The 22,587-nt window shown below is 69.0% G+C and carries 21 protein-coding genes; 16 read left to right on the top strand and 5 right to left on the bottom strand.

Annotated features, from left to right (window positions below):
• Window positions 1-45: 45 nt before the first annotated feature.
• Together IC535_RS01090 and IC535_RS01085 are read right to left on the bottom strand one after the other, a co-directional pair.
• Window positions 46-1,338, bottom strand: coding sequence for an alkaline phosphatase family protein (locus IC535_RS01090; protein WP_228884718.1), 1,293 nt, complete (start codon window positions 1,336-1,338; stop codon window positions 46-48).
• 112 nt (window positions 1,339-1,450) lie between these two features.
• Window positions 1,451-2,935, bottom strand: coding sequence for an AAA family ATPase (locus tag IC535_RS01085; protein WP_228884717.1), 1,485 nt, complete (start codon window positions 2,933-2,935; stop codon window positions 1,451-1,453).
• A 130-nt stretch (window positions 2,936-3,065) separates the two neighbouring features.
• Here IC535_RS01085 and IC535_RS01080 point away from each other — a divergent pair, with 130 nt between their 5' ends.
• The 12 genes from IC535_RS01080 to IC535_RS01025 all read left to right on the top strand — a co-directional run bounded on the left by IC535_RS01080 (window position 3,066) and on the right by IC535_RS01025 (window position 15,135).
• Window positions 3,066-3,698, top strand: a complete 633-nt coding sequence (locus IC535_RS01080; RefSeq protein WP_228884716.1) for a ParA family protein — start codon at window positions 3,066-3,068, stop codon at window positions 3,696-3,698.
• Between the two features lie 16 nt (window positions 3,699-3,714).
• A complete protein-coding gene (locus tag IC535_RS01075; protein ID WP_228884715.1) occupies window positions 3,715-4,191 on the top strand; it encodes a SixA phosphatase family protein in 477 nt (158 codons plus the stop codon).
• Between the two features lie 12 nt (window positions 4,192-4,203).
• Complete coding sequence (locus IC535_RS01070) at window positions 4,204-4,785, top strand: YceI family protein (protein ID WP_429000323.1); 582 nt, start codon at window positions 4,204-4,206, stop codon at window positions 4,783-4,785.
• Complete coding sequence (locus IC535_RS01065) at window positions 4,782-6,824, top strand: phospholipase D family protein (RefSeq protein ID WP_228884714.1); 2,043 nt, start codon at window positions 4,782-4,784, stop codon at window positions 6,822-6,824. The genes IC535_RS01070 and IC535_RS01065 overlap by 4 nt, the downstream gene beginning before the upstream one ends.
• A 26-nt stretch (window positions 6,825-6,850) precedes the next feature.
• Window positions 6,851-7,288, top strand: coding sequence for a hotdog fold thioesterase (locus IC535_RS01060; protein ID WP_228884713.1), 438 nt, complete (start codon window positions 6,851-6,853; stop codon window positions 7,286-7,288).
• Window positions 7,289-7,420: 132 nt separating this feature from the next.
• A complete protein-coding gene (locus IC535_RS01055; RefSeq protein WP_228884712.1) occupies window positions 7,421-8,437 on the top strand; it encodes a 3-oxoacyl-[acyl-carrier-protein] synthase III C-terminal domain-containing protein in 1,017 nt (338 codons plus the stop codon).
• A 1-nt stretch (window position 8,438) separates the two neighbouring features.
• A complete protein-coding gene (locus IC535_RS01050) occupies window positions 8,439-9,431 on the top strand; it encodes an NAD-dependent epimerase/dehydratase family protein (protein WP_228884711.1) in 993 nt (330 codons plus the stop codon).
• A complete protein-coding gene (locus tag IC535_RS01045; protein WP_228884710.1) occupies window positions 9,428-10,267 on the top strand; it encodes an MBL fold metallo-hydrolase in 840 nt (279 codons plus the stop codon). The genes IC535_RS01050 and IC535_RS01045 overlap by 4 nt, the downstream gene beginning before the upstream one ends.
• A 190-nt stretch (window positions 10,268-10,457) precedes the next feature.
• On the top strand, window positions 10,458-11,249 hold the full coding sequence (locus IC535_RS01040) for a lysophospholipid acyltransferase family protein (RefSeq protein ID WP_228884709.1): 792 nt from the start codon (window positions 10,458-10,460) through the stop codon (window positions 11,247-11,249).
• Window positions 11,250-11,306: 57 nt separating this feature from the next.
• Window positions 11,307-12,296, top strand: a complete 990-nt coding sequence (locus tag IC535_RS01035) for a YheT family hydrolase (RefSeq protein ID WP_228884893.1) — start codon at window positions 11,307-11,309, stop codon at window positions 12,294-12,296.
• Window positions 12,297-12,443: 147 nt separating this feature from the next.
• Window positions 12,444-14,513 carry a tetratricopeptide repeat protein gene (locus IC535_RS01030; protein WP_228884708.1) on the top strand — a complete coding sequence of 690 codons (2,070 nt, stop codon included), beginning with the start codon at window positions 12,444-12,446 and terminating at the stop codon, window positions 14,511-14,513.
• A 10-nt stretch (window positions 14,514-14,523) separates the two neighbouring features.
• Window positions 14,524-15,135, top strand: coding sequence for a YbhB/YbcL family Raf kinase inhibitor-like protein (locus IC535_RS01025; protein WP_228884707.1), 612 nt, complete (start codon window positions 14,524-14,526; stop codon window positions 15,133-15,135).
• A gap of 134 nt (window positions 15,136-15,269) precedes the next feature.
• Here IC535_RS01025 and IC535_RS01020 read toward each other — a convergent pair whose 3' ends face one another.
• From IC535_RS01020 to IC535_RS01010, 3 genes are all read right to left on the bottom strand, one after another.
• A complete protein-coding gene (locus tag IC535_RS01020) occupies window positions 15,270-16,034 on the bottom strand; it encodes an META domain-containing protein (RefSeq protein WP_228884706.1) in 765 nt (254 codons plus the stop codon).
• Window positions 16,035-16,135: 101 nt separating this feature from the next.
• A complete protein-coding gene (locus IC535_RS01015) occupies window positions 16,136-16,978 on the bottom strand; it encodes an META and DUF4377 domain-containing protein (RefSeq protein WP_228884705.1) in 843 nt (280 codons plus the stop codon).
• Between the two features lie 71 nt (window positions 16,979-17,049).
• Window positions 17,050-17,844, bottom strand: a complete 795-nt coding sequence (locus tag IC535_RS01010) for an undecaprenyl-diphosphate phosphatase (protein ID WP_228884704.1) — start codon at window positions 17,842-17,844, stop codon at window positions 17,050-17,052.
• A 224-nt stretch (window positions 17,845-18,068) separates the two neighbouring features.
• Here IC535_RS01010 and glnA point away from each other — a divergent pair, with 224 nt between their 5' ends.
• From glnA to IC535_RS00990, 4 genes are all read left to right on the top strand, one after another.
• Window positions 18,069-19,478, top strand: coding sequence for a type I glutamate--ammonia ligase (glnA, locus tag IC535_RS01005; RefSeq protein ID WP_228884703.1), 1,410 nt, complete (start codon window positions 18,069-18,071; stop codon window positions 19,476-19,478).
• Between the two features lie 336 nt (window positions 19,479-19,814).
• A complete protein-coding gene (locus IC535_RS01000; protein ID WP_026070924.1) occupies window positions 19,815-20,153 on the top strand; it encodes a P-II family nitrogen regulator in 339 nt (112 codons plus the stop codon).
• Window positions 20,154-20,171: 18 nt separating this feature from the next.
• Window positions 20,172-21,602, top strand: coding sequence for an ammonium transporter (locus IC535_RS00995; RefSeq protein WP_228884702.1), 1,431 nt, complete (start codon window positions 20,172-20,174; stop codon window positions 21,600-21,602).
• Window positions 21,603-21,737: 135 nt separating this feature from the next.
• Window positions 21,738-22,493, top strand: coding sequence for an N-acetylmuramoyl-L-alanine amidase (locus IC535_RS00990; RefSeq protein WP_228884701.1), 756 nt, complete (start codon window positions 21,738-21,740; stop codon window positions 22,491-22,493).
• The last annotated feature ends 94 nt before the right edge of the window (window positions 22,494-22,587 follow it).

Here is a 22,587-nt window from a genome sequence, read left to right as displayed (position 1 = left end):
CCGACCCCGGCTGCCCAGGCAGCACGCGGCCCGGGTGGCGCGGGCTCATGGCAGGCCGCTGCCGTCACGCAGGGCCAGCACCGAGGCGGCGGTGTTGCGGGTCACCACCGTATAGTCCAGGTTGTCCGTGCCGGCTGGCGGGTTGCGATCGATGTAGTGTTCGGCACCGGTCAGCGCGGCGATCGGCACGCCGTTGCGGAACACGCGCACCAACTGCGCGGCCGCATCCGGCCCGGTCAGGCGCCAGTCCAAGGTCACGCTGCCGTCGGCCGGGTCCAGTACGTAGGACAGCTGGCGCGCGCCGAGCGTGCCGATCAGCGGAATGCCCGCCATCTGGTGCCCGCTGATGTCCACCGCAACGCCCATATGGCGCAGGATGGTGGGGGTGATGTCGGCCTGGCTGGCATGCCCGTACAGGTTCTGCAGGGCGATCGGGTCATGCATGCCGCACCATTCCGGTTCCGGCCAGCCCGCCAGGGCTGTCCCACTGTAGGGAATCGGGTGGGTCAATTCGGCATTGGCCGGCTTGTTCATCGCGATGAAGGTGGTCTTTTCGCTGATCGTTCTGCAACCGTGGTAGGTCGGCTGGTCGAGCTTGAAGCCGTGGTCGGTGGCGACGATCACCAGCCAGTCTTCGTTGGGATGCTGCAGCTGACGCCGCTCCAGCGCAGCCAGGATCTGCCCCACCTGGCGGTCCACCTGCTGGATCTTGTTGAGGTATTGCTGCGAGGCGATGCCGTGGCCGTGGCCGGTGGTATCGGGGTCGTTGGTATGGGCGAACACGAAGTCCGGATTGCCGGTTTCGATCTCGTCGATGACCCGATTGACCACGCATGCATCGCTATTGCTGCACTTGTAGGCAAGGTCGAGGTAGCCATCGGCGACGTCGTTGGCGAAATTGTTGTTGATGGTGTCCCAACTGACAATGCTGACGGTCCGGCGGCTTGGCGCTGCCAGCTTGATCTGCTTGAACACGCTGTCAGCCAGGCTGCGGCTGAGGTCATCGTTGAATGGCACGCGATGGCGATCGGCCCAGGTGCCAGTGAGCATCGTGGTCCATCCCGGTCCGCTGCCGCTGGTGACGGCGGTCTGGGTCTCATTGATGCCGCCGACATAGCTCTTGGCCAGTACCGGCAGGCTGCCGATGTTGGGCGCCATGCCGGCCTCGATGGCATCCAGCAGGCGCTCGTACTGCATGCCGTCGACACCGATCAGCAGCGCCTTGCGGTCGGCGGCAGGATGGGCAGGGGCGGCAAGATCTTGATCGGCGTGCGCCGGGTTGGTGGAGACGGGCAACAGAGCCAACGCCAGCAGGGGGCGCAGCAGCAGGAAGGTCATGATGTTCCTTTGCGGGGAAGGGCATGAACAGACTGCGCTGCCGCGATGGCGTGCCGATGGCGGCGGGTCGACAGCTTGCGGCAGCTGTCGAGGTTCTGGCGGCGCGCAGCCCCTATTCGTCGGCCGACACCGTGCGCCCGCGCGCCCATTCGCGCAGCGCGTTGACCTGTTCGGCCATCAATACCGACAACGGCCGGCTGCTGCGGATCTCCTGCATCAGCAGGTCGGTATCCAGGCTGCGCTGCTCGGCGTGCGCGGCATACAGCCCGGCCACCACCGCCTGTTCGATTTCCGCGCCGGAGAACCCGTCGCTGGCCGCCGCCAGTGCCGGCAGGGCGAAATCGTCGGCGTTGAGCTGGCGCCGGCCCAGGTGCAGGCGCAGCAGTTCCACCCGGGTGTTGGCGTCGGGCAGGTCGACGAAGAAGATCTCGTCGAAACGGCCCTTGCGCAGCAGTTCGGCCGGCAACTCGTGCACCTGGTTGGCGGTGGCGACGATGAACACCGTGCTCTTGCGTTCGGCCAGCCAGGTCAGCAGGTGGCCCAGCACCCGCCGCGACACCCCGCCGTCCTCACCGCCACTGGCCAGGCCCTTCTCGATCTCGTCGATCCACAGCACGCACGGCGCCAGCTGCTCGGCCGAGGCCAGCGCCTCGCGCAGGTTCTTCTCGGTCTCGCCGTGGTACTTGTCGTACAGGCTGCCGAAATCCAGGCGCAGCAGCGGCACCCCGAAGCCGGCCGCGGTGGCCTTGGCCAGCATCGACTTGCCGCAGCCCTGCACGCCCAGCAGCAGCATGCCCTTGGGCGGGTCCAGCCCGGCCGGGCCCTGGCCGCCCAGGAACACCGGCCGGCGCTGGTTGACCCAGCGCTTGAGCCGGTTGGCGCCGGCCACGTCGGCAAAGCGGGTGGTGTCGTATTCGTAGTGCAGGTGGCCGGCGCGGTTGAGCAGCTCGAACTTGAGCCGGGCCAGCTGCGGCAGGTCGTCCTGGCTGAGCGCGCCGTCGGCGAAGATCAGCTGGCGGGCGATCCGCCGCGCATCGACCATGCTCAGCCCGCGCAGGTTGTGCAGGATCTTCTGCACCGCCTCGTTGTCCACCTCGACCCGGCGCCCGCCGTTCTCGCGGGCATAGGCCTCCGCTTCCTCGCGCAGCATCTTCAGCAGCGCATTGGGGTCGGGCAGGCGCGGGTTGAAACGGGTGGCCAGGGCTTCCAGTTCGGCCGGCAGTTCCACCTTGGCCCCGATCAGCACCAGTACGTGGGCCTGGCAATGGCGGCGCTGGATCAGGTCGCGCAGCGCGCGCTGGTGGCTGGCATAGCCCAGGTAGGGGTGGAAATCGAGCAGCAGGTAGATCCCGCGCTGTTCGGCCTGGCGGATCATCTGCAGGGCCGCGCTGGCGTCGGGCGGGCCGACCGGGTCGTCCTCGCGGTCCATGTCGATCCGGCGCAGGCCTTCGGTGATCGACCAGCGGTGCAGCGCGCGCCACACGTGCATCAGCGTCTGCCGGAACAGGTCGACGATGCGGCCCTCGTCCTGGGTCTCGATCACGATCAGCGGGGTGTTGGCGCGGATCAGCGCGCTCAGGTCCTGTAACTCGCTCATGCCGGCTTGCAGTCCATTGGATCGCGCACGATAGCAAAGCGCCGCTGCCGCAGGTGGTTCAGCACGGCGACTATCTCCGTCACCGATGCCGGTGTAGGCTGCGACGACGTTCCCCGGAAGCGAGGCTGGCATGAAGACGATCCTGGTGGCCGGTTCCAAGGGTGGGGTGGGCAAGACCACCGTGGCTACCCATCTGGCGGCCCATGCCGCCCTGGCAGGCAGGCGGACGGTACTGGCCGACGCCGACCCGCAGGGCTCCAGCACCCGCTGGGCGCAGCGCCGTGCGGTGCTGGAAAGCGCCGTGCTGCCCGTCGATGTGTATCGCAAGAAGGCCTGGGAGCGGTTGATCCCGGACGGCACCGATGACGTCATCATCGACGCCCCGGCCGGCGCATTGGCCGACGATCTGGGCCACTTTCTGGACATTGCCGATGCCGTGGTGGTGCCGGTGCTGCCCTCGGCGCTGGATATCGAGGCCATCGTCGGCTTCCTCAACAGCCTGTCCAAGGTGCCCCGCGTGCACCGCCGGGCGCTGCCGGTCGGGCTGGTGCTCAACCGCACCAAGCCCTGGACCCAGACCTCCCAGCAGGCCATCCAGATGTTGGCAGACTGGCCTTACGAGGTGGTCGCGCAGCTGCGCGACAGCCAGAGCTACGTGGTGATGGTGGGGCTGGGACGCAGCCTGTTCGATTACCGCTCCGCGCAGGTGCGCGAGCACCAGAGTGACTGGGAGCCACTGTTGAAGTGGCTGAAGAAAGCCTGAGCTTGAAGGAGTCCCGATGCGAGAACTGATACTGCTGCGCCATGCCCACGCCGAACCGGCCAGTACCGGCCAGGCCGACCTGGACCGCCCGCTTTCACCGGTGGGGCTGGCCGAGGCCGAAGCGGCCGGCCGCTGGCTGAAGGAAAACAACCTGCTGCCCGACTGCGTGCTGTGCTCGCCGGCGCGGCGTACCCGGGAAACCCTGGAAGCGGTGCTGGGCATCACCGGCTTTGTCGAAAAGCGGCTCGAAGATGCTGCCTACGACGCTACGCCGGGCACCTTGATGGGCCTGATCGAGGCGCGCAGCGACGTCGACCGTTTGCTGGTGGTCGGGCACAACCCGGGCCTGGAGCAGCTGGTGGCGTTGATGAGCGAAGGCACCAGCAGCGATTACCGCGGCATGCCGCCGGCCGGTATCGCGGTGCTGGCCTTCGACCGCGAAGCCAGCATCGAGCCCGGTGTGGCCACCCTGACCGCCTTCTGGTGGCCGTAGCCTGTGGCAGTAGTGCGCGCGCTGCTGGGTTGCCTGCTGGCACTGGCGGCCGAAGCGGCCTGCGCTGAACCGCCGGCCGCCCCGCCGCGCCAGGTGCTGGAGTTCGATACCGCGCGTTCGCGCTTCGGTTTCGAGATCCGCACCCGGCTCGGGCAGCGCATCGAGGGGGTGTTCCCGCGGTTCGAGGGGCATATCGAGGTGCTGCCCGACGGCCGCCACCAGGTGCACCTGCGGATGTTCACCCGCTATGTCGAGATTCCCGGCAAGGAACGCTATACCGGCTGGATGCGCGGGGAGGAGTTCTTCGACGCGGACCGCTACCCGGTGGTCGAGTTCGACTCCATCCCGTACTGGCCGAACCTGGTCGACCACGGCGGCGGGGTCCAGGGCCGGTTGATCCTGCGCGGGGTCAGCCACCCGGAAACGTTGCGGGTGGAACCGGCGCAATGCCCACGGGCCGGGTATGATTGCGACGTTGTCAGCCGCGGTACCGTGCAGCGTGGCCGGTATGGGATGGATAGCTGGCAGCTTGCCTTGAGTGATCGAGTGACCTTTGTCCTGCGTGCGCGTCTGAACGAGGCGCCGAAACCGTGAATCCATTGCTGCGGGTGGTCGTGCTGGCAATCCTGTTGCTGGGCACCGGCTGTGCTTCGCTGTCCAGTGCGCAGCGCGAACGCGCGGCCGGCATTGCCGTGCAGGCGCGCTCGAGCGTGGTCGAATGCACCCGGGCCGACCGCTGCGCGCTGGACTCGCCGCTGCGCGCGCTGGGCGGCAGGGCCTTCAGCGAATCCACCGAGGCCAGCCCGCGCCACTACGCCACCATCATCGACGAAGGCGAGGTGGCGCTGGTCGCGCGGCTGAACCTGATCCGCAGCGCCACCCGCAGCATCGACCTGCAGACCTACATCTTCGACAAGGACGACAGCGCCCGGCTGATCCTGGACGAACTGCTGGCCGCGGCGCGGCGCGGGGTCAAGGTACGCCTGCTGATCGACCAGCTCTCGGCGATCTCCGACCTGGAAATCCTCGGTGCACTGGCCAGCAGCCACCAGAACTTCGAGCTGCGCGTGTACAACCCCACCTTCGGCAAGGCGCGGCTGAACTACTACGACTACGCCGCCAGCGTGCTGTGCTGCTTCCGCCGCCTCAACCAGCGCATGCACAACAAGCTGCTGGTGGTCGACGACGCGCTGGGCGTGGTCGGCGGGCGCAACTACCAGGACGACTATTACGACTGGGACAGCGAATACAACTTCCGCGACCGCGACGTGCTGATCGCCGGCCCGGAAGTGCGCGAAATGGCCGTCAATTTCGATGCGTTCTGGAATGCCCCGCGCAGCGTGCCGGCCGAACGCCTCAACGATGTCGGCCGGACCCTGCTCAGGCAGGGCGCACCGGCGATGCCGGCGGCCGCCTACCGGCGCCCGGAGCGGGTCGAGCGGGTCAGCGCCGAAGCCGATGACACGGCCTACATCGAACGCACCTTCGTCGACACCGCGCTGTCGGTGGCCTCGGTGCGCTACGTGGCCGACCTGCCGCGCAAGCACCGCCGCGAACGCGCCAACCGCCCGGCCAACGGCCAGCACGTCACCGAACCGCAGCTGGACGGGCTGATCAGCGGCGCGCAGACCGAAGTGCTGCTGCAGACCCCGTACCTGGTGCTGTCCAAGCCGGCCCGCAAGCTGTTCCGCGACCTGCGCCGGCGCGCGCAGCCGCCGCGCGTGGTGGTGTCCAGCAACAGCCTGGCCGCCACCGACAACCCGGTCGTGTATGCGCTGTCCTACAAGTACAAGCGCCGCAACCTGCGCGAACTGGGGTTCAACGTCTACGAGTTCAAACCGTTCCCGCTGGATGCACCGGTGGACTACCGCAACCTGCTGCCGGCCCCGCTCGGCACCGCCGACCCTTCGCCGGGCAAGCGCAACAGCCTGCTCGGCGGCAGCGCGGCGGGCAGCAACGCGCGCGGCAGCGGCAGCGGCAGCAATCGCAGCGATGGCGACGGCACCGACAGCCCCGCCCCGCGCACGCCCAGCCCGGGCCCGGCCGCGCGCCGCCGGACCGACGGCAGCGTGGTCGAGCGCCGCCTGCTGCGTGCCGAAACCCGGCCTTCGTTCCTGGGCACCAAGGCGGTCAACAAGCCGCTGCCGGTCACCCGCACCGGCGCGCGCATGGGCCTGCATGCCAAGTCGCTGGTGGTCGACCGCCGCATCGGCGTGATCGGTACCCACAACTTCGATCCGCGCAGCGAAAACTACAACACCGAAGGCGCGGTGATCATCGACGACCCGGTGTTCGCCGAGGCCCTGGCCCAGAGCATCCTGCGCGACATCCACCCGCAGAATTCCTGGGTGGTGGCGCCGCGGATCAAGCCGCCGGTGCTGTCGGGCCTGAATTACAGCGTGGGCAAGGCCTCCGAGGCGCTGCCGGTGCTGGATTTCTGGCCCTGGCGCTACGCCACCGATTACGAATTCCAGCCCGGTCCGGACTGCCCGGCGCCGCTGCGCCGGCAGGACCAGAACTTCCACCACTGCTATACCGCCGTGGGCGACTTCCCCGAAGTCAACGTCGGGCCGAAGTGGCTGCTGGTGCGGATGCTCACCGCCTTCGGCGCGGGGCTGGTGCCCATTCTTTGATTCTTCTGCGCTGACGGAGACGCTGCATGTCCCAGGTATTCCGCGATGCGGTGTCGATCGAGGCACTCAACGCAATGAGCCGCAACACCCTGATCGAGCATCTGGGCATTGTGTTCACCGCCGCCGGCGATGACTGGATCAGCGCCACCATGCCGGTCGACGAACGCACCCGCCAGCCCTACGGCATCCTGCACGGCGGCGCTTCGGTGGTGCTGGCCGAAACCCTCGGCAGCAGCGCCGGCAATCTGTGCGTGGATACCAGCGCGCAGGTCTGCGTGGGGCTGGAGATCAACGCCAACCATATCCGCGCCACGCGCGGCGGCCAGGTCACCGGCACCGCGCGTGCGGTGCACGTCGGCCGCAGCACCCACGTCTGGGACATCCGCATCGAAGACGACGCCGGCCGCCTGGTCTGCACCTCGCGGCTGACCCTGGCGGTAGTGCCGGCCGTCCGCCCGGGCTGAGCATGGGGTCGCGCCGCAGGCCGGCCCGGCGTCGGCATCGGCCTTGCCGCGCACCGGCCGGGCACCCATTCCTGCTGCCCCGGATGGTTGTCCACGCGTGCGTTCCACCCCTGTTCCCAGCGAGCCGATGACATGCAGGTTGCTCCTCCACCCGCCCTACCGCTTCGCATCGTCGGCACCGGCGAGTACTGCCCGCGCCGGAAGGTGCCCTCCAGCGCGTTCGATGCGCGCTGGAACAAGCCGCAAGGCTGGACCGAGCGGCACAGCGGCGTAGCCTGGCGTGCGGTTGCCGGTGCCGACGAGTACGCCTCGGCGATGGGGGCGGCCGCGGCGCGGGCGGCCCTGGCCGCCGCAGGCCGCGACCTGACCGACATCGACTGCATCATCTCGGCCTGCAGCGTCATGGAGCAGCCCATTCCCTGTTCGGCCGCGCTGCTGCAACGCGAGCTGGGCCTGGGTGCAAGCGGTGTGCCCGCGTTCGACGTCAACGCCACCTGCCTGAGTTTCGTGGTGGCGCTGGACCTGGTCTCCACGTTGCTGGCCAGCGGGCGCTATCGGTGCGTGTTGATCGTGTCCAGCGAGCTTCCCTCCGCCGGGGTCAACCCGGACGACCCGGCCACCGCCCCGCTGTTCGGCGATGGCGCGGCCGCGGTCCTGGTGGAGCCGGCCGACCCTCACAGCGGTTCCAGCGTGCTGGCCGCGCGCATGGAAACCTATGCCGAGGCCGCCTCGGCCTGCCAGGTACGTGCCTGCGGTACCCGCCTGCGCATCGAGGATGGGGCCGATGCCTTCATCGCCGGTACCCGCTTCGAGATGGACGGCAAGGCGGTGTATCGGCAGGCCGCGGCGCGCCTGCCCGGTTTCCTCGACCGCCTGCTCGGCCTGGCCGGCCTGCCGTTGGCGGCGATCGACCGCATCATTCCGCACCAGGCCAGCGGCAAGGCGCTGGCCCACCTGCAACGCGCGCTGGCGCTGCCAGCCGCGCGCATGTCCGGCATCCTGCACGACCATGGCAACCAGATGGCCGCCTCGATCCCCGCCGCCCTGCACCATGCCATCCAGCATCAGGGCCTGGCCCGTGGCGACACCGTGCTGCTGATCGGCTCCGGCGCGGGCATGTCCTTCGGCGGCATGGTGCTGCGCTACTGACATGGCCCGTGTCCTTGTCACCGGCGCGTCCGGGTTCATCGGCCGGCACGTGGCCATGCAGCTGTCCCGCGATGGCTATGCGGTGCGCGCCACCGGCCGCGATGCCGGCCGCCTGGCATCGCTGGGCCGGTACGCGCAGACCGTACGCGCGGACCTGGCCACCGATCCACTGGATGCGCTGGTCGACGGTTGCACGGCGGTAGTCCATTGCGCGGCGCTGTCCAGCCCGTGGGGCAGGGCGGAGGCATTCGCGCTGGCCAATGTGGAGGCCACCGCGCGCCTGCTGGCGGCGGCCGCGCGCACCGGTGTCGCGCGTTTCGTGCACCTGGGCTCGCCGAGCATCTATTTCCGTTTTGCCGACCAATACGACCTGGACGAAAGCTTCCAGCCGCCGCGGCGCTGGATAACCGCCTACGCACGCAGCAAATGGCAATCCGAACAGCTGGTGCGTGGCGCCGACTGCGGACGCCTGCACACGGTGATCCTGCGTCCGCGCGCGGTGTTCGGCGACGGCGACCAGGCGATTCTGCCGCGGCTGCTGGCCGTTGCCGGGTCCGGTCGTTTCCCGCTGATCCACGCCGGCCGCGCACGTATCGACATCACCCCGGTGGAGAGCGCGGTGCACGCCATCGGCCAGGCATTGCAGGCCGGCCCGGCCAGCCGGGGGCGGGCCTACAACATCAGCAATGGCACCCCGGTGCAGGTGCGCGCGCTGGTCCAGTCGCTGTTCGAGCAGTTGCAGATGCAGGTCCGCCTGGTTCCGGTGCCGCGCGCACTGGCAGTCGCCCTGGCCGGTGCCGCCGAGCTGGCCGCGCACTGCAGGCCCGGCCGGCCCGAACCGCGCCTGACCCGCTACGGCGTGGGCGTGCTGGGCTATTCGCAGACCCTGGACATCCGTGCCGCCCGGCGCGACCTGGGCTATGCGCCGGCGCTCTCCATCGACGCGGCGCTGGCCCGCTTCGCCCATGCCTGGCATGCAGGACGGTCGGCATGATCCCCTTGCAGTGGGAACTGCTGGAAGTCGGCCATTGCTCCCATCCCGAGCGCGCGGTACGCCGTGGCGGGCGCCTGTCGCCGTGCCAGTTCCCGGCCCTGGTCGGCCTGCTCCACCACCCCCGGCACGGCCCGATCCTGTTCGACACCGGCTACGCCGAGGCCTTCTTCGCGGCCACCGCGCGCTTTCCCGAACGGCTGTACCGGCTGCTCACCCCGGTCCACCTGCCCGAGGGCGCCAGCCTGCGCCAGCAGCTGCGGCAGCGCGGCCTGCAGCCCAGCGACATCGCGCTGATCTTCCTGTCGCACCTGCACGGCGACCATGTCGGCGGGGTTGTCGACTTTCCCGATACCCGGCTGCTCTGCTCGCGCGCGGGCTGGGACGACCAGGCCGGCCGCAGCCGGCTGGGGGCGTTGCGGATGGGCATGTTGCCGGCGTTGACGCGCGCGGCGCAGGCACGGATGTGCTGGATCGAGGAATTGCCGGCGGTCGCCTTGCCCGCCGGCATGGAAGCACTCGGCAGCGGTGGCGACGTGCTGGGCGACGGCAGCCTGCTGGCCGTCGCGCTGCCCGGTCACGCCATCGGGCAGTACGGCCTGCTGTTCCATGGCAGCGATGGCCGGCCGGTGTTCCTGCTGGCCGACGCGGTCTGGTCGAGCCGGGCGATCCGCGACGGCGTGCCGCCGCCTTCGCTGGTCACCTCCCTGCTCGGCAACACGCGGGTATACCGGCAGACGCTGGCGCATCTGCGCGACATCCATGCGCGCCTGCCCGACCTGCAGCTGGTGCCATCGCATTGCCGCGAATGGCGCCCGGGCGGACACGGCGAGCAGTGATGCCCGCGCCCGGCCCCGCTGCATGGATGCTGTGTTGCACCGGCCGGCACAGTGCACCGGCGCACTGAAGGCGGCGGCATTGTGCCCAGGCGGTGCATCGGCCTGACCGCTTGCGGCGGCTGGCCCGCCCGTGCCATCGATTGACCGGTTCACGCTGGCAGACCCCGCGGCGCTCGGGTATCGTTCGCGGATGACTTCCCCCATTCCGGCCTCCCGTGGCGGCGTGGCGCGTGTGTGCCGTTATCTGTACCGCGTACCGCTGCTGCTGGTCCACCTGTTGCTGTTCCTGCCGATGCTGCTGATCGCCATGCTGCCGCCGTGGGGACGCATGCGCGTGGGCAAGCGTCTGTTCGAACACGCCGCGGTGAATACCTGGTCGGCCGGCCTGATGTGGATCTTCGGTTTCCGCCTGTACCGCATCGGCACGCCGCTGCCGGGCGCGGTCCTGTTCGTTGCCAATCATGTCAGCTGGGTCGACATCAACATGCTGCACAGCCAGCGCATGATGGGCTTTGTGGCCAAGCGTGAGATCGCCAGCTGGCCGGTGGTGGGCTGGCTGGCCGGGCGCGGCCAGACCATCTTCCACCAGCGTGGCAGCACCGAGTCGCTCGGCGGGGTCATGCAGGTGATGGTGCAGCGGCTGCGCGAGGGCAAGGCGGTCGGGGTGTTCCCCGAAGGCCGTACCCGCGGCGGCCACGAGGTCGGCCCGTTCCATGCACGCATCTTCCAGGCCGCGGTCGAAGCCCAGGTGCCGGTGCAGCCGGTGGCGCTGCGCTATGGCTGGCGCGGCGACGCGCAGACCATCGTGGCGTTCGGCCCGGGGGAGAGCTTCTTCGCCAACTTCCTGCGCCTGCTGGGAGAACCGGCACGACGGGCCGAGGTGCACTTCCTCGAACCCATTGGCATCTACGATCTGGAAGGCCGTCGCCGCATCGCTGAAACCTCGCGTGCGCGCATCCTGGCGGCCATGACGGCCGAGTAGGTCGATGGCGTCCCTTCACGCGCCAGCGTCGGCTGCCGGAGCAGGCTGCGGCCCATGTTGACCGCCGCCGACTACCAGCCGCCGCGTTGGCTGCGCAATCCGCACCTGCAGTCGATGCTCAGCTCCAGCCGCATGCGCATGCAGCGCGGGCTGGCCCTGCTCGCCGCCACCGGCGCGGTCACCGAAGAACTGATCCTGGACGGGGGCCAGGGCGTGCGCCTGCAGGGCTGGCACAGCCATGTCCAGGGCCGCGCGCCGATCGGCATGGCCCTGCTGCTGCATGGCTGGGAAGGCAGCGCCGAATCGAGCTACATGCGCATGACCGCCGCGCGCATGCTCGACGAAGGTTTCGACGTGGTGCGGCTGAATTTCCGCGACCACGGCAATACCCACCACCTCAATCCAGGCATCTTCCACTCCAACCGCATCGACGAAGTGGTGCACGCCGCCGGCGATATCGCGCGGCGCTGGCCGCAGCTGCCGCTGGTGGCGGCCGGCTACTCGCTGGGCGGCAACTTCGTGCTGCGCCTGGCGCTGTGCGCGCCCGCTGCCGGGGTACCGCTGTGCCGGGTCGCCTCGGTGTGCCCGGTGCTGGATCCGGCGATCACCATGGAGAACATCGAGAACGGCCCGGCCATGTACGACTGGTACTTCCGGCGCAAATGGGCGGTTTCGCTGCGCCGCAAGCGCGACCTGTTCCCCGAGCTGAGCGACTGGGACGACAACGTGTTGAAGCTGGACATCCGCGCGCTGACCGCCTGGCTGGTCGAGCACCACACCGATTTCGGCTCGCTGCAGGCCTACTTCGACGGCTATTCGATCGCCGGCGAGCGCCTGGCCGGGCTGCAGGTGCCGGCCGACATCCTGATGGCCAAGGACGACCCGGTGATTCCGTTCGCCACCTTCGACGGCTGGCGGCTGCCGGCCCACGCCCACCTGGAAATCGCGCCCTGGGGCGGCCACTGCGGCTTCCTGGAGAACTGGCGTGGCGATGGCTTCTCCGAACGCTGGGTCGCCCAGCGCCTGCGGATCGAAGCGCTGCGCTGACCCCGTCCGGGTCGACGGCCGCCGCCGCCCCGCCACGGCCAGGGCAGGGGCCCGCGCCGCCGTGCGGTTGGCCTGCCATCGCGGCCGATCCCTGCATCCAGCCCCGCACAACCCTACAATCGGGGTTTGATCCCACGCTGGACCGTCATGCAAGACAACATTCTCCAAGCCCTGCGCCGCAACGCGGCCGACGATGCGGTGCAGCTCGCCCGCCAATGGACCAGCGCCGAGCCGGAGCAGCCGCAGGCGCACCGCTGGCTGGCCCTGTCGCTGCAGCAGCAGGGCCAGTACGAGGCTGCGCTGGACAGCCTGCAGCAGGCCCTGGTGCTGGCCCCGGACAATGCCGACCTGCACCTGCAGCACGCCGGCCTGCTGTTGGCGCTGCGCCAGTTCGAGGCCGCCGATTCGGCGCTGGACCGCACCGCCGCGCTCAATCCCAACGAACTGTCGGCCTACCTGATGCAGGCGCACATGGCGCTGGCCCGCAATGATGTCGACGAGGCCGAACGGGTCACCCGCATCGCCAGCCGCGTGGCCGAAGACCACCCGGAGCTGGCCGCGTTGAACGGCATGATCGCGCTGCGCCGTGGCGATGGCGACCGGGCGCTGGCGCTGCTGTCGGCCGCCGCGCAGGCGCTGCCCGACGACCCGCGCGTGCTCTACGCGCTGGGCTTTGCCTACCTGGGCAAGAACATGCTGGCCTTCGCCGAACAGGCGTTGCGCCGCGTGCTCGAGCTCAGCCCGGCGGTGGTCTCGCTGCAGGGGCTGCTGGTACAGCTGGCCCTGCGCCAGGGCAATACCGAAGGCGCCGCGGCGACGATGCGCCAGGTGCTGGCCCGCCCGGATGGCGATACCCCGGCCATGCGTCGCCTGGCCGGCGAGCTGGAACTGCAGTCCGGGCAACCGCTGCAGGCGCTGGAGCAGCTGCTGCCGGTGCTGGAACAGTGGCCGGCCGACCGCCAGACCCTGCAGCTGCTGCTGATGGCCTGGCAGCGCCTGGGCCGCGAACAGCAGGCCCGCGACACCCTCGATGCCGCCCTGGAAACCCACCCGCAGGTGCACGACCTGTGGATGGCGCGGCTGTCGGTCGAAGCCGTAGGCAGCGCCGAGGCGGTGGCCGTGGTCGAACGCTGGCTGCAGGCCATGCCCGACTACCTGCCCGCGCTGGAAGCGCGCATGCGCCTGCATGACATGGCCGGGGAAGGCGACGCTGCCGAAGCGGTGGCGCGCCGCATCGCCGCCATCGAGCCGGGCCGCGCCAGCGCCGAGACCCGCATCGTGGAGGCCCTGCTGGCGCGCGACCCGGCCGCCGCGGTTGCGCATGTGCACGGCATCCACGACCAGGCCGACGAGGCCGCCAAGCCGGAACTGCGCGCCTGGCTGGGCACGGTCCAGGACCAGGCCGGCCTGCGCGCCGATGCGCTGCGCACCTGGATCGACCTGCATATTGCCCAGGCCCCCCAGCGCCTGCCGCTGCCGCCGCAGGCCAAGGCGCCGCCGAGCTGGCCGGAGCTGGCCGCCATCGGCGAAGACAGCACCGCCCGCCCGATGTTCGTCTGGGGCGCGCCGGGGTCGGGCGTGGAGCGGGTGATCGCCGCGATTGACGCGGCCAGCACGGTGCTGCGCGGCGATCGTTTCGGCCCCACTCCGCCCGACGATGCGTTGCAGAGCTACCACACCCTGCAGAACCTCTCCAACGGCACGCTCAGCCCGGAACAGCTGGTGGCGCAATGGCGCGCGCAGCTGCCGGCACGCGGCCTGGCCGATGCCAACGTGATCGACTGGTTGCTGTGGTGGGACAACGCGCTGTTGTGGGCGCTGCGCCCGCAGCTGCCCGAAGGTCGCCTGCTGGTGGTGCTGCGCGACCCGCGCGACATGCTGCTGCACTGGTTGGCCTACGGCGCACCGGCCCCGTTCGCGGTGACCTCGGTCAACGAGGCCGCCGAATGGCTGGTCCGCTCGCTGGCGCAGGTGGCCACCCTGCACGAGCAGGACCTGTACCCGCACGCGCTGGTGAACATCGACGGCATCGGCAACGATCCGAAGGTGATGGCCGAGCACCTTGGCCGCCTGTTCGGCATGCGTTTCCCGCCGGCACCTTCGCTCGGCCCGGCACGCATGCCGGCCGGGCACTGGCGCCAGTACCGCGAGGTGATGGGCCCGGCGTTCGCGCTGCTGGCCCCGGTCGCGGTACGGCTTGGCTATCCGGAAGAGTGAGGAACCGCCCATGCGTCTGACCAGTACCAGTTTCCACAACGGCCAGCCGATGCCGGCCGAATTCGCCGCCGGCGATACCGCCGGCTTCGCCCCCAACCGCAACCCGCAGCTGGCCTGGAGCGAGGCGCCCGCCGGCACCCGTTCGTTCGCCCTGCTGTGCATCGACCCGGACGTGCCGACCGTTGCCGCAACGGTCGGCCGCAGCGACTGCACGGTGCCGCGCGACCAGCCGCGTGGCGACTTCACCCATTGGGCGATGGCCGATATCCCGGCAGACGTGCAGGCCATCGCCGCCGGCAGCTGCAGCGACGGTTTCAGCGTGAAGGGCAAGACCGCACCGGCCGGCCCGGCCGGCGCGCGCCAGGGCTTGAACGATTTCACCGGCTGGTTCGCCGGCAATCCGGACATGGCCGGGCAGTACCTGGGCTATGACGGCCCGTACCCGCCGTTCAACGACGAACGCGTGCACCGCTACTTCTTCCGCGTATTCGCCCTGGACGTGGCGCAGCTGGACCTGCCCACGCCGTTCACCGCCGCCGATGTGCTGCGCGCCATGCACGGCCACGTGCTGGCCGAAGCGGCATTGCACGGCACCTACACGTTGAACCCGGCGCTGGCGTGACCGCGCGTGCCGGCCAACCGCCGGCACGCCCCCTGGTAGGCGGCCACCGTTGGTGGTCACGTGTGTGGTGGTCGCGCCTGATCGCGCCTGATCGCGCGCTGCTGGTCAATGAAAAGGCGGCCGTGGCCGCCCGCTCATTCTTCAACCGCTTCGGTGCGGATCGCTCCCTGCGAAACATAGGCCCATGCCGCGCCGTCGGCGCGTGAGCCGGGAATGCGGAACCGCTTCACCCTCAGCACGCTGCGCATGCCCGGTTGGTGGGTGAACCCTTCGATGGCGCCCTGGAAGGGCGCATAGGCGCCCGGCGCTCCCGGTAGGACGCGGTGGTCGTCGTCGCGCACCTGCCTGACCTGCAGGCATCGCGTGTCCTTCGATGCGGGCGGCGGACATGGTCCCGTGCGCGGCGCGACGTCCAGGTACAGCACCTCGCCCGGGCTGCCATAGCGTGTTTCCGGGGTGGGTTCGGGGGTGAACACCAGGACGTCGCCGCTGGCATTGCGCATGTGCAGCGTACCGTCGTCGGCCTGGGTCAGTGTGGTCCTGCTGGCAATGGCGGCGTGGGCTCGCGACTCCTGGTCGAGCAGCGCCTCCCGGCAGCCCATGGCGGTCTGTATACCGTCTTCGATGATCAGCTGGTCGCCCTGCAGGCGGTAGCGGCCACTGGAGACATTGCACAGATTGGACATGTTCATATAGCCCTGCGCGAAGTGCAGGCGCAGCGGTGGCCGGCCCGGCAGGAACAGTGCATCGATGCGCCTGCCGTGTCCGTCGGTGGCCTTGGCCAGGTGCCAGAACGAGGCTTCCAGCCGGGTTGGATCGGGGGTTGCACCGGCCCGCGCCGGGCCCGGCAGGGCGATGGCCAGGCCCAACAACAACGAAGCAATGCGCACAATCTTCATGCCGATCTCCCTGGCGTTGGAATCCGTGCGGGTTGCGTACCCGCCAACGGCGGGTACCTACGCAAATGAAGCAGGGCGGCCATTGGCCGCCCTGCTGCGGGCTATTTCTTCTCCACCGCCGATTCCACCACCATGTCCAGCACGTAGGCGCTGGACGGCGCATCGGCCGGCGGGTTGGCGATCTTGTAGCGCTTCACGCGCACCACGTTGCGCACGCCCGCTTCGTGGGTGTAGCCCTCGATGCTGCCGTAGAAGTTCTCGAACGCGCCCGGCGTGCCCTGCTTGAGGCCCTTGTCGTCGTACTTCACTTCGCGGGTCTGCAGGCACTGCATGTTCGGGATCAGCGGGTGCGAGCACGGCTTGGTCTGCGCGGCCACTTCGATGAACACCGTCTCGCCTTCGCCGCCGTAGCGGGTTTCGGCGGTCGGCTCGGGCTTGAACACCAGCACATCGCCGGCGGCGGTGCGCAGGGTCAGCGGGCCCTGGTCGGCCAGTTCGGCCTTGAGCGCGCCTTCCAGGCGCGCGCCCACCGCCTGGTCCAGCGCCATCAGCGCCTTGTCGGTGCAGGCCATCATGGTCGAGGCCATCGGCGAGACGGTCAGCGTGCCGGCGTCGAGCGTGTAGCTGCCGCCCATGCGGTTGCAGGTATTGCCCACCGACAGCCGGCCGTCCTTGAAGTCCAGCGTGACCGGCTTGTCGGCGCGGGCGAACAGCGCATCCACGCGCTTGCCGGCCGCATCGGTGGCCGTATCCAGCAGCCAGTGGTGGCCCTGCAGGCGCAGCAGGTCGAGCTGCGCGACGGCCTTCTGGTCGGCCGCGGCCGTCGCGGCGGGGGCCAGCTCATCGGTGCCGGTGCCGGCCGGGGCCGTGCTGGTGGTGGGGTTGCTGCACGCGGTCAGCAGGGCCAGCGGCAGGATCAGCATCAGATTGCGGGAACGGTTCATGCACATCTCCTTGGGAACCGGGGGAAAAACGCCTGAGCGGCGCAAACGGGGTTGATGCGCGGCAGCGCGCTTCAGTTGCCGGCCGGCAACCACAGCAGCAGTGCCGCGCCCAGCGCGATCCGGTAGAACGCGAACGCGGTGAACTTATGCGCCTTGATATAGCCCAGCAGCCACTTCACTACGACGAAGCCGGTGATGACCGCGGCAACGAAGGCCACGGCCACGTCGGTCCAGTTCTCGCTGGCCAGCCGGCCGTCCTTGGCCAGCTCCAGGAAGGCATAGCCGCTGGCGGCGAACATGGTCGGGATGCCGACCAGGAACACGAACTCGGTAGCCGCCGCGCGCCGGCTCAGGCCGAACAGCATGGCGATGAAGATCGCCGCCGCCGAGCGCGAGGTGCCCGGGAACACCCCGGCCACCACCTGCGCCAGGCCGACCAGGATGGCCACCTTCCAGGTCACCTCGTCGCGGTCGGGCAGGCGCGCGCTGTAGGCCTCCACCAGGATCATCCAGATACCGCCGATGATCAGCGCCCAGGCTACCGGCGTGACCGTTTCGGGCAGTTCCCAGCCGGCCATCCGCACCGGCAGGCCGACCACCGCGGTGACCAGGAAGGCCGTGCCCAGCTTGAGCACGTAGTCGCGGTTGGCGCGCTCGTGCAGGCCGGTGGCCAGCGTCCACAGCCGCTGCCGGAACACCAGAGTGATGGCCAGGATCGCGCCGGCCTGGATCACGATGTTGAAGAAGTCCGAGCGCGCGCCCAGCCAGTGCTGGGCGATCAGCAGGTGGCCGGTGCTGGAGATCGGGAGGAATTCGGTGAGGCCTTCGAGGATGCCCAGCAGGAGGGCGGAGAGCAGGTCGGACATCGGGGAATCGGGGCTCGGCAGGAGGGTGAACGCGGGTCAAGCATAAAACATCAAAGGCCGCACCAAATGTGTGCATGGTGCGGCCGATGCACCGCTTTGGTGCGCATGGTTCAGCGTCCAGTCGGGTGCACGGTCAGTGGAATCAAGGACTTGTGAAGTCCGCAAGGTTGGCACGGGGATTGCTCTATCTACCCACGCAATCATTCCATCCGAGGGTTTCACCGATGTCCGTGGAAAACGTTGAGAAGCTGATCAAGGACAACCAGATCGAGTTCATCGACCTGCGTTTCGTCGACATGCGCGGTATCGAACAGCACGTCACCTTCCCGGCGAGCATCATCGAGCCGGCCCTGTTCGAAGAAGGCAAGATGTTCGATGGCAGCTCGATCGCCGGCTGGAAGGGCATCAACGAATCGGACATGGTGCTGCTTCCCGACCCGGCCAGCGCCTACGTCGACCCGTTCTACGCCGACCCGACCCTGGTGATCAGCTGCGACATCCTCGACCCGGCCACCATGCAGCCCTACGGCCGCTGCCCGCGCGGCATCGCCAAGCGCGCCGAGGCCTACCTGAAGTCCTCCGGCATCGCCGAGCAGGCGTTCTTCGGCCCGGAGCCGGAGTTCTTCATCTTCGATTCGGTGCGCTTCTCCAACGACATGGGCCACACCTTCTTCAAGATCGATTCGGAAGAGGCGGCCTGGAGCACCGGCGACAAGTACGAGGGCGCCAACAGCGGCTACCGTCCGGCGGTCAAGGGCGGCTACTTCCCGGTCCCGCCGACCGATTCGCTGCACGACCTGCGCGCGGAAATGTGCAAGACCCTGGAACAGGTCGGCATCGAAGTGGAAGTGCAGCACCACGAAGTGGCCACCGCCGGCCAGTGCGAGATCGGCACCAAGTTCAGCACCCTGGTGCAGAAGGCCGATGAACTGCTGCGCATGAAGCATGTGATCAAGAACGTCGCCCACCGCAACGGCAAGACCGCCACCTTCATGCCCAAGCCGATCGTCGGCGACAACGGCAGCGGCATGCACGTGCACCAGTCGCTGTCCAAGGGCGGGGTCAACCTGTTCTCCGGCGACGGCTACGGCGGCCTGAGCCAGATGGCGCTGTGGTACATCGGCGGCATCTTCAAGCACGCCAAGGCGATCAACGCCTTCGCCAACTCCGGCACCAACAGCTACAAGCGCCTGGTCCCGGGCTTCGAAGCGCCGGTGATGCTGGCCTATTCGGCGCGCAACCGCTCGGCCTCGTGCCGCATTCCGTGGGTGTCCAACCCCAAGGCGCGCCGCATCGAAATGCGCTTCCCCGACCCGATCCAGTCCGGCTACCTGACCTTCACCGTGCTGATGATGGCCGGCCTGGACGGCATCAAGAACCAGATCGACCCGGGCGCGCCGAGCGACAAGGACCTGTACGACCTGCCGCCGGAAGAAGAGAAGCTGATCCCGCAGGTCTGCTCCTCGCTGGACCAGGCGCTGGAAGCGCTGGACAAGGACCGCGAGTTCCTCAAGGCCGGTGGCGTGATGACCGACGACTTCATCGACGGCTACATCGCGCTGAAGATGCAGGAAGTGACCCGCTTCCGCGCCGCCACCCATCCGCTCGAGTACCAGATGTACTACGCCAACTGAGCAGCGCATCGGTAGCATTGAATCGTGGGAGTGACGAACGCGTCGCCACGCGCCCATGAGCTGATGAACCTGTAGCAGAAGTGCTTCGCGTCCGGGGTGGCGCGAAGCATGCGACAAGGCAACACCTGCATCACCAGGGGCAAGAGAGACCGGACGCGTGCCATGGGCCCTTCCTCCCTCCCGCGTCACCACTGCCGTTGCCCGCAAGGCCACGGTAATGGCGAGGCCCATGCAACGTTCGGCGCACCAGTGCGCGGCCATGTGCAAGTGGCCGCGTACTGACCTGACACCGGCCAGCATGCACGAGCCGGTTCCATCCACCATCGGGACATGCGCATGAAATTGATCTCCGCCATCATCCGGCCGTTCAAGCTCGACGAGGTCCGCGAGGCCCTCTCCGATGCGGGCGTGTCGGGCATCACCGTGACCGAAGTGAAAGGCTTCGGCCGCCAGAAGGGCCATACCGAGCTGTATCGCGGCGCGGAGTACGTCGTGGATTTCCTGCCCAAGATCAAGATCGAAACCGTGGTCACCGACGACCGCCTGGACGCGGTGGTCGAAGCCATCCAGAACGCGGCCGGCACCGGCAAGATCGGCGACGGCAAGATCTTCGTCACCGCGGTCGAGCAGGTCGTCCGCATCCGCACCGGCGAAATCGGCGCCGACGCGCTCTAACCCCACTCGGAGCCCACCATGAAGACCTCTTTGTTCACCGGGTGGCAAGCCCGGTTCCATGCCGTGTGCCTGTTGATGCTGTTCAGTGCGCTGGCCGTCGGTGCGTTTTCCAACACGGCCCGGGCGCAGGCCCAGGTCACCCCGGTAGGCTCGGAAACGGTCGCGGTCGAACCGCTGCCGGCACCGGCGGCTGCACCGGTCGCCGAAGCCGCGGCCGCTGCCGCGCCCAGCTTCGACCATGGCGACGTGGCCTGGATGCTCACCTCCACCCTGCTGGTGCTGTTGATGGTGGTACCCGGCCTGGCCCTGTTCTACGGCGGCCTGGTGCGCTCCAAGAACGTGCTGTCCATCCTCAGCCAGATCCTGGTGGTGTTCTCGCTGGTCCTGGTGCTGTGGGTGGCCTACGGCTACAGCGCGGTGTTCAGTGAGGGCAATGCGTTCTTCGGTTCGTTCACCCAGTTCGCCTTCCTCAAGGGCTTTGCGCCCGACTCGGTCGGCAACACCCCGATCGCCGGCCTGCCCGACTACCTGTTCGTGGCGTTCCAGTCCACCTTCGCCGGCATCACCACCGCGCTGATCGTCGGCGCGTTCGCCGAGCGCATCAAGTTCAAGGCGGTGCTGCTGTTCTCGGCGCTGTGGTTCACCCTGAGCTACATCCCGATGGCGCACATCGTCTGGGGCGGCGGCTACCTCGGCAAGCTCGGTGCGATCGATTTCGCCGGCGGCACCGTGGTGCATATCAATGCCGGCGTGGCCGGCCTGGTCGGCGCCTACTTCGTCGGCAAGCGCATCGGTTACGGCCAGACCGCACTGAAGCCGCACAACGTACCGTTCACCTATATCGGCGCGATGCTGCTGTGGGTGGGCTGGTTCGGCTTCAACGCCGGCTCGGCCGCCGCTGCCGACACCGTCGCCTCGCTGGCCTTCATCAACACCCTGCTGGCCACCGCCGCCGCGGTGCTGGGCTGGACCCTGGTCGAAGCGGTCAGCAAGGGCAAGCCGTCCGCACTCGGTGCCGCTTCCGGCGCGGTGGCCGGCCTGGTCGGCATCACCCCGGCCTGCGGCACGGTGGGCCCGCTGGGCGCGATCGTGATCGGCCTGGTCGCCGGCGCGGTCTGCGTGTGGGGCGTCACCGGGCTCAAGCGCCTGCTGCGGGTGGACGACACCGCCGACGTGTTCGGCGTGCACGGCATCGGTGGCATCGTCGGCGCCATCCTCACCGGCGTGTTCAGTGCCCAGTCGCTGGGCGGCACCAAGGCCGATCTGGACATCGGCCACCAGGTCTGGGTGCAGCTGGTCAGCGTCGGCTTCACCATCGTCTGGTGCGCCGTGGTCACCGTGGCGATCCTGCTGGTGGTGCGCCTGGTGTTCGGCCTGCGGGTGACCGAAGAGGCCGAACGCACCGGGCTGGACGTCACCTCGCATGGCGAATCGGCATACGAGGCCTGACCACCGCAACCGCGTAGCGCCGGGCGTGGCCCGGCAACGACAGAGACAAGAAACGAGAGAGAGAGCGCAACACGCTTGGCCGGCGGCCTTGAAAGGGCCGCCGGCCTTTTTGCTGCCATCGCGCCGGCCACCGCGATGAAGCACAATCCCGGCATGCGCCTCTTCCGCCTGCCCCTGCTGTTTGCCGTCCTCATGCTCGCCGCCTGCGCCAGCACCACGATCCGCAGCCCGCTGGCCACCTGGGTGCCCTCACCCAACCACAACGCGCGCGGCCCGGTGATCATCGTGCTGCACCACACCGACCAGCATTCGGTACAACAGAGCCTGGACACCCTGCGCAGCGCCAACAGCGGCGGCAAGGTCAGCTCGCACTACCTGGTCGGCGCCGACGGCCACATCTACCAGCTGGTCGGTGACGACCGCCGCGCCTGGCATGCCGGCCCCGGCCGCTGGGGCCGCATCACCGACCTCAACTCGGCCTCGATCGGCATCGAGATCGACAACGACGGCGACACGCCGTTCGCACCGGCACAGATCGATGCCCTGATCGGCCTGCTCGAGGACCTGTGCAGCCGCCTGGGCATTCCGCGCAGCCAGATCATCGGCCATGCCGACCTGGCGCCCACCCGCAAGCAGGACCCCAGCCGCTTCTTCCCGTGGCAGCAGTTGGCCCAGGCCGGTTTCGGCGTGTGGCCGCGCGACAGCGACGGCTCCCCGCCGGCCGGCTTCGATGCCTGGCTGGCATTGCAGGCCTTCGGCTACCCGCTGGACGACCGCGATGCCGCCGCTGGCGCGTTCCACCGCCGCTTCCGCGGCCGCGACGACCTGCCGGCCACGCTGGACGCCGAAGACGCGCGCATCCTGCATTCGTTGCTGCGGCAGGCACGCTGATCCAGCCCGGTAGAGCCGGGCTCTGCCCGGCTGCGCATCACCTGCCGCGATGCCCGCGCGCAGGACGGCCGGGCAGAGCCCGGCGCTACAATCG

Origin of the sequence: Stenotrophomonas rhizophila (assembly GCF_020857975.1) — a bacterium.
In the GTDB taxonomy this organism is placed as follows: Bacteria; Pseudomonadota; Gammaproteobacteria; order Xanthomonadales; family Xanthomonadaceae; genus Stenotrophomonas; species Stenotrophomonas rhizophila_C.
Note: the sequence above shows the minus strand (reverse complement) of the source record. Positions and strands in the feature narration are given on the sequence as shown.